Source organism: Streptomyces sp. NPDC058697 (assembly GCF_042715345.1).
Taxonomy (GTDB): Bacteria; Actinomycetota; Actinomycetes; order Streptomycetales; family Streptomycetaceae; genus Streptomyces; species Streptomyces liliifuscus.
Genome location: NZ_JBHXSU010000017.1, coordinates 114,619 through 130,598, shown reverse-complemented (window position 1 = coordinate 130,598; position 15,980 = coordinate 114,619). Strand labels below are relative to the sequence as shown.

General features: G+C 70.3%; 15 protein-coding genes and 1 pseudogene. 12 read left to right on the top strand and 4 right to left on the bottom strand.

The annotated features are described in order from the left end of the window. Position 1: 1 nt before the first annotated feature. Positions 2-1,234: a DegT/DnrJ/EryC1/StrS family aminotransferase gene (locus tag ACFWXQ_RS32535; protein ID WP_383936492.1), complete on the top strand. Its 1,233-nt coding sequence runs from the start codon at positions 2-4 to the stop codon at positions 1,232-1,234. Between the two features lie 58 nt (positions 1,235-1,292). On the opposite strand, the gene ACFWXQ_RS32530 is transcribed toward ACFWXQ_RS32535, so the two are convergent. Next, positions 1,293-1,499: a winged helix-turn-helix transcriptional regulator gene (locus ACFWXQ_RS32530; RefSeq protein WP_383936491.1), complete on the bottom strand. Its 207-nt coding sequence runs from the start codon at positions 1,497-1,499 to the stop codon at positions 1,293-1,295. A 14-nt stretch (positions 1,500-1,513) separates the two neighbouring features. Between ACFWXQ_RS32530 and ACFWXQ_RS32525 the strand changes: the two genes are divergently transcribed. Continuing rightward, on the top strand, positions 1,514-1,756 hold the full coding sequence (locus ACFWXQ_RS32525; RefSeq protein WP_383936489.1) for a DoxX family protein: 243 nt from the start codon (positions 1,514-1,516) through the stop codon (positions 1,754-1,756). Between the two features lie 19 nt (positions 1,757-1,775). Here ACFWXQ_RS32525 and ACFWXQ_RS32520 read toward each other — a convergent pair whose 3' ends face one another. Continuing rightward, positions 1,776-3,014, bottom strand: coding sequence for a M20 family metallo-hydrolase (locus tag ACFWXQ_RS32520; protein ID WP_383936487.1), 1,239 nt, complete (start codon positions 3,012-3,014; stop codon positions 1,776-1,778). A 51-nt stretch (positions 3,015-3,065) separates the two neighbouring features. Next, the gene (locus ACFWXQ_RS32515) at positions 3,066-4,841 is read right to left on the bottom strand and encodes a thiamine pyrophosphate-dependent enzyme (protein ID WP_383936485.1); all 1,776 of its coding nucleotides are present in this window, start codon (positions 4,839-4,841) and stop codon (positions 3,066-3,068) included. A gap of 380 nt (positions 4,842-5,221) precedes the next feature. Here ACFWXQ_RS32515 and ACFWXQ_RS32510 point away from each other — a divergent pair, with 380 nt between their 5' ends. The 7 genes from ACFWXQ_RS32510 (at position 5,222) to ACFWXQ_RS32480 (ending at position 12,801) form a co-directional block, all read left to right on the top strand. After that, complete coding sequence (locus ACFWXQ_RS32510) at positions 5,222-6,583, top strand: MFS transporter (protein WP_383936483.1); 1,362 nt, start codon at positions 5,222-5,224, stop codon at positions 6,581-6,583. After that, complete coding sequence (locus tag ACFWXQ_RS32505; RefSeq protein ID WP_383936481.1) at positions 6,580-7,017, top strand: RidA family protein; 438 nt, start codon at positions 6,580-6,582, stop codon at positions 7,015-7,017. The genes ACFWXQ_RS32510 and ACFWXQ_RS32505 overlap by 4 nt, the downstream gene beginning before the upstream one ends. Further along, on the top strand, positions 7,014-7,658 hold the full coding sequence (locus tag ACFWXQ_RS32500) for an RraA family protein (protein WP_383936480.1): 645 nt from the start codon (positions 7,014-7,016) through the stop codon (positions 7,656-7,658). Before ACFWXQ_RS32505 ends, ACFWXQ_RS32500 begins: the two co-directional genes overlap by 4 nt. A gap of 129 nt (positions 7,659-7,787) precedes the next feature. Beyond that, complete coding sequence (locus ACFWXQ_RS32495; RefSeq protein WP_386269778.1) at positions 7,788-9,188, top strand: NAD-dependent succinate-semialdehyde dehydrogenase; 1,401 nt, start codon at positions 7,788-7,790, stop codon at positions 9,186-9,188. Positions 9,189-9,230: 42 nt separating this feature from the next. Next, positions 9,231-10,436, top strand: a complete 1,206-nt coding sequence (locus ACFWXQ_RS32490; RefSeq protein ID WP_383936478.1) for a PucR family transcriptional regulator — start codon at positions 9,231-9,233, stop codon at positions 10,434-10,436. A 218-nt stretch (positions 10,437-10,654) separates the two neighbouring features. After that, positions 10,655-12,010: a phosphatase PAP2 family protein gene (locus tag ACFWXQ_RS32485; RefSeq protein ID WP_383936476.1), complete on the top strand. Its 1,356-nt coding sequence runs from the start codon at positions 10,655-10,657 to the stop codon at positions 12,008-12,010. A gap of 230 nt (positions 12,011-12,240) precedes the next feature. Then, complete coding sequence (locus ACFWXQ_RS32480; protein WP_383936474.1) at positions 12,241-12,801, top strand: AAA family ATPase; 561 nt, start codon at positions 12,241-12,243, stop codon at positions 12,799-12,801. A 361-nt stretch (positions 12,802-13,162) separates the two neighbouring features. Here the strand turns inward: ACFWXQ_RS32480 and ACFWXQ_RS32475 are convergent, their stop codons facing one another. Further along, the gene (locus ACFWXQ_RS32475; protein WP_383936473.1) at positions 13,163-13,747 is read right to left on the bottom strand and encodes a hypothetical protein; all 585 of its coding nucleotides are present in this window, start codon (positions 13,745-13,747) and stop codon (positions 13,163-13,165) included. Positions 13,748-14,168: 421 nt separating this feature from the next. Here ACFWXQ_RS32475 and ACFWXQ_RS32470 point away from each other — a divergent pair, with 421 nt between their 5' ends. The 3 genes and pseudogenes from ACFWXQ_RS32470 to ACFWXQ_RS32460 form a co-directional block, all read left to right on the top strand. Next, positions 14,169-14,537, top strand: coding sequence for a type II toxin-antitoxin system RelE/ParE family toxin (locus tag ACFWXQ_RS32470; RefSeq protein ID WP_383936471.1), 369 nt, complete (start codon positions 14,169-14,171; stop codon positions 14,535-14,537). Then, complete coding sequence (locus tag ACFWXQ_RS32465; protein WP_383936469.1) at positions 14,537-14,860, top strand: helix-turn-helix domain-containing protein; 324 nt, start codon at positions 14,537-14,539, stop codon at positions 14,858-14,860. Before ACFWXQ_RS32470 ends, ACFWXQ_RS32465 begins: the two co-directional genes overlap by 1 nt. An 891-nt stretch (positions 14,861-15,751) precedes the next feature. After that, a pseudogene (locus ACFWXQ_RS32460) lies at positions 15,752-15,928 on the top strand (helix-turn-helix transcriptional regulator); the annotation flags it as partial. Positions 15,929-15,980 lie beyond the last annotated feature (52 nt).

The window sequence follows — 15,980 nt, the reverse complement described above, 5'->3', positions numbered from 1 at the left end:
GATGCCGTACGGATCGCGGCTCGCCGCGACGATGGCACGTCGACTCGGACGGGAGTGCGTCTACACGCCCTCGGCACGTCTGGCCCTGTACCTGGCACTGCGGCGCTGGTGCCGGCCTGGCGGGCGGGTGCTGATGTCACCGGTGAACGACGACGTGATCCTCTTCGTCGTCCTCGCGGCCGGACTGCGCCCGGTGATGGCCCCCGTGTCGGTCTGGGACGGCAACATCGACCCGGCCGCCGTACCCGAGTCCACCTGGCGCGGCGTGGACGCCGTCCTCACCACGAACCTGTACGGCATGCCGGACCGGGTCGTCGAACTACGCCTGCGCTGCGAGGAGTTGGGGATACCCCTGATCGAGGACGCCGCGCACGCGATCGGCACGCACCTGGACGGGCAGCCGATCGGGACGTTCGGAACGGCGGCGGCCTTCAGCCTCTCCAAGCACGTGGCGGCGATGGCGGGCGGCTTCCTGGCCGTGGAGGACGCGCGCACCCGCCGGGAGCTGGAGCTGCTGCGGGACGACCTCCTGGTCCCGGGCCGCCTGGCCGGCGACCTGGCAACTGCCCTGCGTCCACTGGCGCGTTCGGCCGTCCGCACGCTGCACCTGGTGCGCCCGGCCTGGCGGACGATGCAGCGCCTCGGCCTCCTCGAACGCGACGACTTCCGCATGGCCCTGCACGCACCCCGGCTCTCCGTCAGCGCACTCCGGGCGCCGAGCCTGACCGCGTACGAGCCATGGATACGCGTCGACCTCCACGACTTCCGGACCCGCCACGGAACCCTGGTGCGGGGCCAGTTGAAGCTTCGCATGGCGCTGCTCGACGAGAACCTCACGCGTCGCCGGGCGGGCGTCAGCGTCCTCTCCGGTACGGCCTGGGCCTCGCCGGCACTCCGCGACCGCGCGGCACGGGGCGGCCCGCTGCCCCTCTTCCGGGTCCCGCTCCTGGTCCACGACCGTGACGCCCTCGTGGAGCGCCTGGTGGGACACGGAGTGGTCGCGGGCTACATCTACGATCCCCCGCTCGACGACTACGCGGGCGCGGAGTTCGCCGAACCGTCCCCCGACCCGTCGTCCGCCCGCTGGTTCGCCTCCCACGTCCTGCCCGCCGATCCGCTCCAGGCCCGCACCCTCACCGCCGCCCTCACGAGAGAACGGACGAGGACCGCCCACCCGCCGGCCCCGACCCCCGCAGTCCCGGACGCCACACCACCGGCGCCGCTCGGCCAGTGAACGGCCCCTGAGCGCCTTTCAGCAGCCCGAGTGACTCCGGCCCACCGCGGCCGGGGTCTCAGGGACGCCCCGTGTCGTACGCCCTCTGGTTCCGCTCGATGTCCGGGTTGTTGTCGACGGCCCACTCGGCCAGCGCCACGGCGGGCTCGATCAAGGTCCGCCCCATCGGGGTGAGTTCGTACTCCACGCGGGGCGGGACCTCGGCGTACGCCGTGCGGGACACGAGGCCGTCGCGCTCCAGGTGCCGGACCGTGCGGGTGAGCATGCGGTGTGCCTTTTGTGAGGGTCTCGATAGTCACCGACCATGTGCCTGCTTACAAGGAGCGGCTGGCGCCCATGATGGGCTGGGTGGACACGGTTCCCATGGGGGCCGTCCGGGCCATCGGGACCGTCGAGATCCTCGGCGCCGCCGGCCTCCTACTGCCGCCGCTCACCGGGACGGCCCCCGCCCTCGCGATACTCGCCGCCCTCGGCTTCCTCGTACTCCAGATCCTGGCGGCCTGGCTGGCGACGGCGTGGTGAGTCCGTGATCGGTCCGGGCTCAGTCCAGCGCGCCCGACATGAGCCGGTGGACCACCTCGGTCAGCAGGTCGGTGCCCGCGCTGATGTCGGTGTCGGCCGTCGACTCGCCCTCGTTGTGGGAGATTCCCTCGACGCTGGGGACGAAGAGCATGATCGAGGGTGCGATGTCTTTCATGTTCACGGAGTCGTGGCCCGCGATGGTCATCATGGTCTGGTGGCTGAGGCCCAGCTCGTCGGCCGCCCGGGCCGCGAGTTCGACCCCGGCCGCCGGGAAGGCCGCCACGCCCCAGCCGTGTGTCTGGACCTGCTCGACGGTGACCGAGGCACGCTCCTCGATGCCGGGGATCGACTCGGCCATTTTCTTGGCCGCCGCGTCGAGCAGGGCCTCGTCGGGGGAGCGCAGGTCGACGTGCATGCGTACCTCGCGGGCGACCACCACGGGGGAGTTGGGCAGGACGGTCATCTCGCTGACCGAGGTGTGCAGCGGTGTGTCGGTGCTCTGCTCGGCCAGTTCGCGCACGGCCACGACCAGGAGTGAGGCGCCGAGGAGGGCGTCACGGCGGTCCGCCATGATCGTGGACCCGGTGTGCGACTGCTCGCCACGGACCACGACCTGGTACTTGCGGGCCGCCCAAGTGGAGTCCACCAGGCCGATGTTGAGCCCCTTGTTCTCCAGGTCGCGGCCCTGCTCGATGTGGATCTCGGCGTACGCCGCCACGTCCGGGCCGGGATAGTCGCCGATCGTGCCGATCTCGCGGAGGGCGGTCTCGACCGTGGTCCCCGTGGGGTCGGTGGTCGTGAGCGCTGTCCGGGCCGGGAGCTTGCCCGTGAAGACCGCGCTGCCCATCATGCTCGGCTTGAAGCGGGAGCCCTCCTCGTTGAACCAGTTGACGACGGCCACGTTGTGGCGCGGCGTCCCGTCCGAGTCGCCGTACCGCTGGACGGCCCGGTGTGCCGCGTGGGCCGAGGCGAGGACGCCGTACGCCCCGTCGTAGCGGCCGCCGAGCGGCTGGCTGTCCAGGTGGGAGCCGGTGAGGACGTACGGGGCTCCGGGGGTGACGGTGAAGAGGCCGAACTGGTTGCCCACCGCGTCGTAGCGGACCTCGGCGCCGCGGGCGGTGAGCCACTGGTGCAGCCAGGCGCGCTGTTCTCCGTCGGCGGCGGTGGCGGCCTGGCGCTCGACTCCGCCGGCCGGGGTGGCGCCGAACGCCGAGAGGGTCGCGAAGTCCTTCAGGAGGGTGGCGTCGGGGGTGCTCATGATCACGTCCTGTCGGTTTGTGAGAGAAGAGAAGAGAGGGGGGAGGGGGGCTCAGACGGGCGTGGTCGCCGGTGCGCGGACCGTCGGGTCCTGGATCAGGTGCAGCACGGCCGGGAGGCCGCTCGCGCGGGCCCGCCGGAACGCCTCGCGGAAGTCGCGGTCCGAGGTCACGGTCTCGCCGTACGCGCCGTACGAGCGGGCCCATGCCGCGAAGTCCGGGTTGGTCAGCCGGGTGCCCGACGGGCGGCCCGGATAGGCGCCCTCCTGGTGCTCGCGGATCGTCGCGTAGCAGCCGTTGTCGACGACCAGGGCGACGAAGACGGCGCCGTGACCCACCGCGGTGGCCAGCTCCTGGCCGTTCATCAGGAAGCAGCCGTCGCCCGCGACGGACACGACCTCGCGGCCGGGGAAGGCAAGCGAGGCGGCGACGGCGGCCGGTATGCCCACGCCCATGGCGCCGTTGCGGGGCGCGACGAGTGAGGCCGGGCTGCGGTGCGGAAGGTAGCGGGCCGGCCAGAGGGCGTGGTTTCCGGCGCCGTAGGTGATGACGGCGTCGGGGGCGAGTTCTTCGCGCAGTACGGCCATGACCGCGGTGAGGTCGACATAGGCGTCGTCGCCCGAGTCGTCCGAGGCCGTCGGCTCGGGCGTGGGAGTCGTGAAGCGGGTGTGCGCCTCCCTGGCGGACACGAACCACTCGACGTCCGTGTCGGGCGCCGCGGACACGGTGACCAGGTCGAGGACGAAGGTCGGCGCGTGGGCCGAGACGAACTGGTCGATGCGGCCGCAGTGGCCCCGCGCCTCGCCGGGCAGGACGAGCACCGTCTCGGAGTCGAGGCCGCGGGTGTACCCGTCGCTGAGCACGTCGCCGCGCGGAGCGCCGAGGAAGACCGTGAGGTCCGCCTCGTCCAGCAGCCGGGCCGCGTGATCGGCGCGGCCGTACCCGAGCGAGCCGACGTAGGCGCCTGTGCCTGTGCCGGTGCATTCGAGCTCCTGCCCAAGGCGCTGGTCAGGGCGCTCGGCAAGCCCCTGCTCAACGCCCTGCTCAAGGCCCTGTTCGAGGTCATGCGGGACCGCGTCGTAGGCACGGAAGTCGGCGAGCACCGGGATCGAGTGCCGTGTCGCCCAGCGCATGAGTTCCTGGCCGCTCTCCGCGGTCCACTCCTCGCCGCCGACCACGACGAGGGGCCGCCGCGCGCGCTCGAACCGGCGCACCAGCTCCTTCAGCTCCGCCTCGGCGGCCCGCGGCCGGGGCACCGCGAGCGGCCGGACCACGCCGGAGGGGCCCGCGGGCAGGGTGAGGACGTCCTCGGGAAGGCCGATCACCACGGGACCGGGCCGACCGCTCCGCGCCACGTGGACGCTCTCCGCGACGACACGGGCGGCCGCGGTCGGGTCGTCCAGCATGACGACCTTCTTCGCCGTGCTGCCGAACCACCCGGTGAGGTCGAACTCCTGGAACGCCTCCCGGCCGCGGTCGGCCACCGGGATCAGCCCGACGAAGAGGATCATCGGCGTCGCGTCCTGGTACGCGGTGTGCACGGCGATGAAGGCGTTCGCGGCGCCCGGACCCCGGGTGACCATCGCCACCCCGGGCAGCCCGGTCAGCCGGCCCTCCGCCAGCGCCATGAAGCCCGCACCGCCCTCGTGCCGGGTCACCACCGTCGAGACCGGCGAGTCGTGCAGGCCGTCGAGGACGTCGAGAAAGGACTCACCGGGAACGCCGTACACCCGCCGTACGCCCTCGCGCTCCAGCTGCGCGACGATCAGATGGCCGGCGGAGAGGGGGCGCTCCGTGGGTTCGGCGGGCTCGGTTGCGACGTTCGCCATCGGGGTCTGTTCCTTCTCTTGAGGCCGCGGTTGCCCGGCCAGTGTTGCCTCGGAGGCGTCGGGAAACACGGGGCAAAGGCCCCCGGATACGGGCGCCCCGGTGTGCAGATGAACAGAGCCGGGCAGGCGGCCGGAGTCCGAGCCCCGCCTGTTGCGCCACCCCACCCCCATGTCCGTAACAAGAAGTTTTCATCCGGGGTTCGAAGCCCGACGTGGCCCATTGGTCATGTGCACAGTCGACGGCCCGTGGCGGTGTGCTTCTGCTTCTTGTGGCCGGCGAAGAGGTCGTTGCACGGTGGGCCGACCCGATGGCGCCCGCACAGTCCCCAGACGATTCCTCGGCTCAGACCTCAGACCTCAGAACCCAGACCGGAGTCCCCATGACCGCTCCCGCTTCCCCGCCGACCCCGGACAGCCGGCTCGACGCGACGAAGATGCGCAGGATCTCCCTCGCCAGCATGGTCGGCACCACGGTTGAGTGGTACGACCTGTTCCTGTTCGGCACCGCTTCCGCGCTGGTCTTCGGCAAGGTGTTCTTCCCCGAGTTCGGCGGTGCCGTCGGCACGATCCTGTCGTTCCTCACCTTCGCCTCCGCCTACCTGGCGCGCATGGTGGGCGCGGTGCTCTTCGGGCACTTCGGCGACCGTCTCGGCCGCAAGTCCATGCTGCTGATCTCCCTGACGGCGATGGGCGTGGCCACCTTCTGCATCGGCCTCGTCCCCGGCTACGACACCCTCGGTGTGGCCGCGCCCCTCCTGCTGCTGGGCCTGCGGGTGGTGCAGGGCCTCGCGCTCGGGGGCGAGTGGGGCGGTGCCGTACTGATGACCGTCGAGCACGCACCGGAGAACCGGCGCGGGTTCTTCGGTTCCATGGTCCAGATCGGCGTACCGATCGGGACGCTGCTCGCCAACGGGGCGTTCCTGGTGGTGGCCTCCACGACGAGCACCGAGGCGCTGTACTCGTGGGGCTGGCGGATCCCATTCCTGGCCTCGGCGATCCTCGTCGGGATCGGCTTCTACATCCGGCTGCACATCGAGGAGACGCCGTCCTTCCAGGCGGTCAGGCAGGAGGGGGCCAAGGCGAGGATCCCGTTCTTCGCCCTGATGGCCCGGTACTGGCGCCAGGTGCTGCTGGGCGGTGTCGCGACCCTCTCCACCGGGTCGACCTTCACCCTGATGGTGGCCTCCGGCGTCAGCTACGGCACCAACGACCTGGGGCACTCGAAGAACCTGATGCTGTGGGCGGTCATGGTGTCCTGCGCCGTCGCGTTCCTGGCCATCCCGTACTTCGGCCGGCTGTCCGACCGCGTCGGCCGCAAGCCCGTCATCTACGCGGGCATCGCGGCGGAGGCCGTACTCGCCTTCCCGTTCTTCTGGCTCCTCGACACCGGATCGGCGCCGCTGGTCTTCGTGGCCTACGCGCTGATGATGCTCGCGTTCTCCGCCAACTACGGCCCCATCGCGACCTTCCTCGCCGAACTCTTCGGCACTCGCGTGCGGTACTCGGGCCTCTCGGTCTCCTACATGCTGTCGGGCCTGCTGGGCTCCGCGGCGACCCCGGCCGTCACCGCGTGGCTGCTGACGGCCACCGGGAGCAGCTCCTCGATCGCCTGGTACGTACTCGGCGCGGCGACCGTGTCCCTGCTGGCCCTGCTCCTCCTCGCGGAGACCCGCTTCGGCGACATCGACGAGCCGGGCCTGCAGTCCACGCCCGCCGCGCGTCCGGTCAAGGCCGTCGTATGAGCACGGGTACGGGCACGGGTGCGGGCACTGCTGTAGGCACAGGCACCGGCGGGATCACGCGGATCGGCTCGGCGCCCGGCGTTCCGGCCGCCGTGGGTCCGTACGTCCAGGCGACGTCCGCCGGCGGTTTCGTCTTCACCACCGGACAGATACCCGCCGCTCCGGGCCGGTCGACCGGCACCTTCGAGGACGACGTGCACGCGACGCTCCGCAACCTCGAAGCCGTGCTCCACGCGGCGGGCTCCGATCTCGACCACGTCGTCAAGGTCAACACCTACCTCAGCTCACCGGACCAACTCGCGCCCTACAACGAGGCGTACGAGGCATTCTTCGCCGACCGCAGGCCCGCGAGGACGACTGTGTGCGTGGGGCTGTGGGGCGTGTCCCTGGAGATCGACTGTGTCGCGGTGGTCAGGACGGAGGCCGCGCGGTGAAGGCCCCCGCCCAGGCCGGACCCGTACACGCGGAGCTGCTGGAGCGCCTCGGGCGCGTCGACCTCCCCACCCTCGGCCACTTCCTCGAAGAGGGCTTCGTGGACCCGGCCGTACGGCGGCTGGGGCAGCCGCGCCGGATGGCCGGTACGGCCGCCACCCTCGCCCTCGACGCTCCGGACGCCGCCGCGGTGAACCGGGCGCTCGTCGCGCTGCGCCCCGGCGAGGTGCTGGTCGTCGACATGGGCGGCGACCACAGCCACGCGCCGGTCGGCGCCGTCACGATCGCGGCGGCCCGGGCGCGTGGGGCCGCGGGTGTCGTCGTCGACGGAGTGGTGACCGACGTGGACGCGCTCACCGATCCGCACTCCGGCCTGCCCGTCCACGCCCGGGGCACCACCTGCCTGACCACCAAGCGGCTGGACGGCGGGGGAGGGCGGCACCAGGTGCCCGTGGACATCGGCGGTGTCCGCGTCGCGCCGGGCGACCTCGTCCTCGGCGACGCCAACGGAGTGATCGCCCTGCCACCGGCCGCGCTGGCCGCCGTGGTGCGGCAGGCGGAACTGTCGGACGCGGCCGAGCCGGACCTCCTCGCGCGGATCCGGGCGGGCGAGGACCTCCGGACGCTGCTCCACCTCGGCTGACCGAGAACCAGACCCCAGCAAGGGAAGAAGCACGTGACGGAACACGAGACGGACCACGCGACGGAAACCAAGACGGACCACGCGACGGAAACCGAGACGGACCACGCGACGGAAACCAAGACGGAACGCGTGACGGAGTACAAGATCGTCGACCCGGCCACCAACACCCTCGTGCGGCGGTATCCGACGTCGGACGACGCCGCCGTCGACCGCGCGGTCGCGGCCGCCGCGGACGAGTTCGCCGAGTGGCGCCGACGCCCCGTCAAGGAGCGCGCCGACCTCGTCCTCGCCGTGTCCCGGGAGTTCGAGAACCGGCGCGAGGAGCTGGCCGCGATCATCACCCGAGAGATGGGCAAGACCACCCGCGAGGCACTGGGCGAGGTGGACCTGTCGGCGGCGATCTTCGCGTACTACGCGGAGCACGGCCCCGACTTCGCCGCGGACCGGCGGCTCGACATCCGCGGTGGCGACGAGGTGGTCGTACGGTCCGAGCCGCTCGGCGCGCTGCTCGGCGTGATGCCGTGGAACTACCCGTACTACCAGGTCGCCCGCTTCGCGGCCCCGAACCTCGTCCTCGGCAACACGGTCGTCCTCAAGCACGCCCCGAGCTGCCCCGAGTCGGCGCAGGCCATCGAGGACATGATGAGGGCGGCGGGGCTCCCGACGGGCGCGTACGTCAACGTGTACGCCACCAACGAGCAGGTCGCCCGCGTCATCGCGGACCCGCGGGTCCAGGGCGTCTCGCTCACGGGCTCGGAGCGGGCCGGGCGCGCGGTGGGCGAGATCGCGGGCCGCCACCTGAAGAAGTACGTCCTCGAACTCGGCGGCTCCGACCCCTTCGTCGTCCTGCCCGACGCCGACCTGGAGGCCGCCGTCGGCGCGGCCGTCGAGGGCCGGATGGGCAACGCGGGCCAGGCGTGCACCGCCTCGAAGCGGTTCATCGTGGTCGACTCCGTCCACGACCGCTTCCTGGCCGCCTTCACCGACGCGGTGCGGGCCCTGACCGTCGGAGACCCCACCGACGACGGCGTCTCCTTCGGCCCCCTCTCCTCCGAGGAGGCCGCCCGGACGGTGATTGCGCAGGTGGAGGACGCGGTGGAGCGGGGCGCGACGGCGGTCACCGGAGGCGGGCGGCCGGCCCGCGAGGGCGCCTTCGTCGAACCGACCGTCCTCACCGGTGTGACCCCCGGCATGCGCGCGTACCAGGAGGAGATCTTCGGACCGGTCGCGGTCGTCCACCGCGTCCCCGACACCGCGGCGGCGATCCGCCTCGCCAACGACACCCCGTACGGCCTCGGCAGTGTCGTTTTCGGCCGTGACATCGCCGCCGCGAAGGCGGTCGCCGACGCGCTCGACGTCGGCATGGTCTCGATCAACGGCCCCTCCGGCACCCAGGAGGACCTCCCCTTCGGAGGGGTCAAACTGTCCGGCGTGGGGCGGGAGTTGGGCGCGTACGGAATGGCCGAGTTCGTCAACCGGAAGGTCGTACGCGTACGGGGAGAGGCGGGACGGGCAGGCCGGGCGGGCTGACCCCGGGGTTCTGCCAGGTGAGGACGAGGCACGATGGAGCCCATGCGTACCCCGCCTCCGACCTCGCACTCGCCGCACTCGGCCCTGCCGCCGCCGGACCCGCACGTCGTCGCTCTGGCGCGCCAGTGTCTGGAGGAGATCGACAGCCTGGTCGACGAGTGGGCCGAGTACGTGGGGCCGGTCCGGGCCTCCTACTCGGAGATGGTGTCGCCGCAGGAGTTCCGCGACAGCGCCTGGCAGGCGTTCGAGCTCCTGCTGCGTACCGTCGCGCAGCTGCCGGTGCCTGAGCATGTCGCCGGTGTATCCGGGCGGGTCGGTGAACAGCGCGCCCGGCAGGGCGTTCCGCTGGACGCGCTGCTGCAGGCCGCCCGTGTGGACTTCCGGGTCGTCTGGGCCGCGCTGGTGAGGCGCGCGGGGGACGAGGGCAGGGCGCAGCTGGTCACCTCCGCCTACTACGTGTGGGAGGCGGTCGAGCACCACGTCACCGGCATCATGACCGCCTACCAGCGCACCGTGCTGGAGATGGGGCGGCGCACGGAGGACGAGCGGAGGCTGTGGTTCGGTCGGCTCCTGGACAGCGGCGGCCGCAATCCCACCGTGGTGCAGGACGCCGCGCGGGCTCTCGGGTTCCAGGCGTCCGGGCAGTTCCTGTGCGCGGTCGCGCCCGGTGGCGGTGAGGCGTCGCTGCGCGGAGTCGCGAACGCGCTCCGCGTCCTCGGTGCGCCGCTGCAGCAGCAGGCGGTCGCCTCGGACATGGTCCTGGTCGTCCAGCTGGGCTCCCGGCTGACCGGGGAAGCGGTGCTGGCACAGCTGGAGGGGACGCCGTGCGGTGTCTCCTCCGTGGTGGCCGGGCTCACCGAGGTGCCGCGTGCGGTGACGCTGGCGACCGCCACGGCCCGGGTGCTGCCGGGCGACGCCACGCAGCCGCATCGGCTGGAGGACAGCTGGCTCGACGTCCTGGTCCACCGGGCCGGGGACCTCGGCCACGATCTGGCGGCCGACGTGCTCGGCGGGCTGCGCACGGGAGTTCCCCCGGCGGAGGCGGACCGGCTGCTGGAGACCGTCCAGGTCCACCTGTCGGGCAGCGGTTCCATCGCCGACACGGCCGCAGCCCTGTACTGCCACCGCAACACGATCCAGCAGCGCCTCAACCGCTTCGCCGAACTCACCGGCCGCGACCCCAGGCGCCCGGAGGACGCGGCCCTGGTCGTCCTGGCCCTCAGCGCGTACCGCCTCCAACAGATGTGACGAGGCAAGGACGAGGCCGGAACCCGGAGCGTGATCTTTCCGTCTTCCCTCGTCGGGCGGGCTGTTCTTCATGAGGGAGGACGCGGCCCCGACGGGAAGGCGGCGACCGGACCTCACTCCGCCCGCTGATCAAAATCAAAATCTATTAAATCGGCTGAAAATTGAGACACATAACCTGGCGTGATTCTGCGCGCGCAAGAAGCAGAATCACGCTCTCCATGCCGCGTGGGCCACGGGCGGGACTCTGGGCCGCGGCGGGTGCCGTGGGCCTCGGATTCCTCGTGGCGCTGGAGATAGCCGCACGTCACTACGGCCAGCCGGGGCCGATGACCAATCAGGCGCGGGAGGTGATCTTCGCTCCCAAATCCGGCTTTCTGCTGTACGCCGGTATGGCGTTGATGATGGTGGTCCTCACCTGGCGGCAGCGGTTCATCGCGGTCGGCGCCGCGATCGGTGTCGACATCGCCCTCGCGGCGGTCCGGTGGGCGGTGGACGCCAAGGTGACCGACGGCCACCCGTTCGGCAACGGCGCGTTGTGGGTGATGCTGGGCTGCGCGGTCATCGCCGTCACGAGTCGCACCGGCCAGGAACGCGTCCTGCTGCTGAAGGGCGTCGGGATGGGCCTGCTGCTGGTGGCCGGCCGCAAGACTGGCGACACCTGGCTGCTCATCACCTCCAAGACCCGCCCGGGGGTGCTCGACCAGTACGTGGCGACCGCCGATCACGCGCTGGGCAACCCGTCGTGGCTGGTGGGCCGGATCGTCGAGGCCACCGGCCCGGTCGGCTCCAACCTCCTCAACATCGTCTACGGCCAGCTCGCGGTGGCCGCGGTCGTCGTCGCGCTGTACCAACTGCGCCACGTGGCGGCCGAGCGCCGCTTCCCGCGCCACCATCTGGTGCGTACGTTTCTGGTGATCGGCCTCCTCGGGCCCGCCACCTACCTGGTCTTCCCGGTGGTCGGACCGGTCTTCGCCTACGGCACCGGTGTCGAGCACTGGTCGTCGGTCGGCCTGTGGCCGGAAGCGCCGCCCAGCGGACAGTGGGCGGTGGCCGACCTGTGGCCGCAGACTCTGCCGCCGATCAGCACGCCGCATCCCATGCCGTTCGACGCGATCACCCCACGGAACTGCATGCCCAGCCTGCACACGGCGTGGGCCACCGCGATCTACATCCACTCCCGGAATGCGCCGCGGACTCTGCGATTCGCGGGCACGTTCTGGCTGGTGGCCACGCTCGGCGCAACGCTGGGATTCGGCTACCACTACGGCGTGGATCTCATCGCAGGCGTGGTGTTCACGCTCACGGTCGAGGCGGCGCTGCGCTCGTCCGACCGCGGCTGGGACCGAGCGGGGCTCCAACTGGCCGCCTACGGCACGACCGTCTTCGCCGCGCTCCTGGTGTCGTACCGCTTCCTGCCGCTGGAGATGGCCAGGCATCCGTGGGTGTTCGGCCCCCTTCTCCTGCTGGCAATGACCTCTGTGATCTACGGATACGCAAGGACCGCCGCACTGTGGGAGCCGAGCCCCACACCGTCGCGACAACCGAAACCGGAGCCGCAAGCTGAACTGGTTTGAGTGGTGGGTGGTGGGTGGCGGGTGAGGGGTGTCGGATGACGGGTGGCGGACGGTGGACGGTGGACGGTGGGTGAGGGGTGGCGGGTGAGCGGTCAGCCGGTCGTTCGGGCGACCCGTCGCCGGCCGAATCTCCAGAAGGCGACCCTCGGATACGGCGAATGAGTTGTACGGGTTCCGGCGGGAATGCCCGCTGAAGCGCTGAGCGTCCGTATCGCTGAAAACTCAGTTCCATGGTTCGACTCGGCTGCGTCAGCATGTGCGGCGTTGATGATTCTGAGGCGCTGTGGAGGAATCCGGTGGACGCGGGACACGAGCCGAGCCTGATTCTGCTGTGCGGACTTCCTGGTTCAGGGAAGACGACACTGGCCAAGCGCCTTGCGAACGAGATTCCGGCTGTGCGTCTGTGTCCGGACGAATGGATGGCGGATCTCGGCATCGACTTGTTCGACGCGCAGACGCGCGACCGGCTGGAGAGGCGGTTCTCCCAGCATGCCCAGGAGCTGTTGAAGCTCGGCCGGAGCGTGATCCTGGAGTTCGGCTTCTGGTCACGCTCGGAGCGGGATGAGAAGCGTCTCGGTGCGCGCGCACTCGGCGTCTCCGTCGAACTGCACTACCTTGCGGCGCCGATCGACGAACTGTGCCGCCGCCTCGATGCCCGCAACAGGGCGGGCGAGCGGGGGACGGCCCGGATCACTCGCGAGATGCTCGAGCCGTACGCAGAGCTCTTCGAAGCCCCGACCGGCGCCGAACTCGACCTGTTCGACGAACCGCCGCCGGGGCGGAGGGGATGACTGGGACCGTCTGGTTCTGCCACACGAGTAGCGACGCCGGTTGACCTTCGCCTTCGCTTCACTGGGAGACATGGAACTTCAGTGGCTGGGCCCGTGGGACGCAAGCCGCCACCAGGCCGACACGGCATCGGCGCGGGGTGAGTGTTCCTGGGCGGCACCGTGCCCCGAACCCGCAAAGTGGAGCGTGCTTGTCACGGACTCCGGTGGCGAAAGCTGGTGGGCTGTCTGCGCGGAGCACGCGGCCGCATCCACGGTGTTGTCCACCGGTAAGTCGGCCTACTAGCGGGCGACTTCTCGTCCGGCCGGCTGGCCCAGAACCACCGGCCATGCCGACCGACGCCTCGGGTTGCTTGTGTTGCCTTCAGGAGCGTTGCGCGTTCTGCAGCCGTTCGACTTGCCGGTTGACCAGATCGGTGGGGAAGGACGCACTGCCGCCGATGTTCAGCTTTCGGAACGTCACGATGGTGTTCCCGGCCCGCACCACGGTGAACTGCTCGTTGCGGTCCCCTGGGTACTCGGAGCCCATGGGGATGGTCTCCCGGAATCGCACGCCCTCGTCCCCAACTCCCGGGGCCTGTTCCGTCGTCAGCGTGGCCTTGAACTTCCCCACCCAGCCTGTGCCCTCGTACGAGCGGCAGGAGCCGAGTGCCTGCTTGAGCTGTGTGAAGGCCTGCTGCGCCTTCCCGTCTTCGTAGGCGGCAAGCGTCGAGCCGCCACCCCAGATGTCCCCCTTCCAGTTGAAGATCTGGAGGACGACGGTGGACGCGCGCTTCCCGCTCCGGATGTCGAGCATGGTCTGGCAAGCGGGATCGGACACCGGCGGGAAAGAGCGCTGATCCTCTTTCGGCTGGGGGTCCTGCACCGGTATACCCGCCTCGTGCACCCCCGTGACCTCGCCTTCCTTGAAGGTGAGCGTCCGCAACTGTGCCCGCGTCAGAGGTGCCACGGCGACCTTGGCCGATGCGGTCGCCCGCGGGGCCACTGAGTCCGGTGGCGCATCTGAACGCGCGGAACACCCGGAAGCCACCAGGACCCCGGCAACCACAGTTCCGAATAACGACAAAGGCCGCAACGCACGGACGATCACGGATGCCCCCCAAGGACAATGAGAATGAGAATGCGGACGCTGACGGTAGCGGTGCTGGATCATCCATGACGAGGGAATTCCTGGCCGAGCCAGACGTTCCGCCGAAGCGGTGGCTTGGCGGAAGCCAGGACAACGGGCACGACGTGGACTCGGTGGCTCGCTCCGACGGAGGTGTCCTCGCTGCACGAGGCCGGGCTCTCGCCGGTCTGGTTGGGGCGGTGCAGCTCCGAGGTCCGTGGCGGCTTGCGTTATACATTCGGAGATATATACCGTTGACTGCATGGCGGCGCGGTGGGAGATCGAGATCGAACCCGAGGTACGGGATTGGCTGGAGCTGCTTCCGTTCCGCTTCTACCGGCGGGTCGAGGACAAGACGGACCGACTGCTGGACGAGCCGACGACCCTCGGTGAGCCGTACTCGCGGCACCTGGGTGGCAAGCTACGTGAGCTCCGCTTCGAGTTGGACGGCGAAGCCGTACGCATTCCGTATTGGCTCGCGCCAGGCCAACGGATCGTGCTGCTGACGGTCTTCCGTAAGACGAGGATGCGTGAGGCGGCGGAAGTCGAGCGTGCGCATCAGGCCCAGAAGGTCTGCGAGGCCGAGCATGACCATGCCCAGCACACGTACGAGCGGCGCAAGGAGAGCTGATGAATCACAGTACGTGGAGGACGCGCCGGACCCGGCAGCTTGCGGGTGAGGAGGTGGAGTACGACCAGGAGTACTTCGACGCGCGGCTGGCCGGCGATCTCGGGCAGGCGGTCTACAACCGTCGGACCGAACTCGGCTTGTCCCAGGTGGAGCTGGCAGGGCGGGCTGGGATGACTCAGCCCCAGGTTTCTCGGATGGAGGGCGGCGACACCGTGCCGACTCTCCCGCTGCTGCGGCGCTTGGCCAAGGCCCTGGAAGGCACGCTGAACCTGACCATCGACGAAGGCGACTCGCATGTCACCTTCACCCCGCACGCCGCCTGAGCCTTTGGGAGGCGGCCTGCCGACCATGAATCCCAAAGGGCACCTACGAAAGTCCGTAGGTGCCCTTCTTCTGTGCCCCCGGCAGGATTCGAACCTGCGACAACCGCTTTAGGAGATTTCCCTGGGTGGAGCTGTGACCTGCGGAGATGCGCGCCACGAGGTGTCCGACCTGGGAAACACTCCTCAGTAGTTCTCACTTGTTCACGGTGCTTCCTGTTGCCGTGTGTGCTGAATACGTGCCGGTGGATGTTGTCCGATGAGGGCACGTGTTGCTCACGGGAGCCGACGAGTGGTCGGAGTGGGCTACGGGCGGTGTCTTGTCAGACCGTCTCGATTCGCACGGAGTGTTCCGCGAGGAGTTGGCCCATGTCGTCGGTGATGCGGAGGCGGGACAGCGTTCAGTTCCACAGTGCTTGCCTTGACGTTTCGCGAGGGTCCCATGCTTTCAAGGTCGTGAGCGCCGAGGTGATGATCGGGGTGTCGATCCGCGGAGCCGTCTTGATCAGCGCAGCGATCTCCTGATCTCCCGATCACCCCTGAATTGCCTCGGAGTCGAACACGAAGGCGCGCTGTTGCGGCCGGTGCAGCTTCGCTCGGGCGGTGCGGCTCGCGCGGCCTCGTCCGAGCGCGATTGCCGAATGGTCTCCGCTGAGGGCAAGGCGGACTTCCGGGCCCTGGAGCAGGCAGTCCAGGAGGTGCCGCTGTCCGGTGACGGGAGGTGGTTTCCCGACAGACCTCTCAGGCGTCACCCGTACGAGTGGCGGCGTTCGGGAGCAGCCACGATGTGGTCTCACGTGACCCATAGTCTGACATTCATGGCGGACTGTGAACGGCCCGCCGGGTGGCTGGAGTTGGGGGCGCGTGGCGGAGGGGCAGGCCCGGGGGGACGGGATGGCGCTGCCGTTCGGAGCCGAACTGCGCCGTCTGAGGAGCGAGGCCGGGTTGTCACTACGCGCCTTGGCCCGAGAGGTTCGGTACAACGAAGGGCATCTCAGCAGGATCGAGCGCGGCTTGCGGCTCCCCAGTGTCGAGCTCGCCCGGATCTGCGATCGCGCGGTCGATGGGCAAGGGCGCCTGCTGCAGCTGCTTCCGGGATCGGCTGCGTCGTCCACGGCGACGG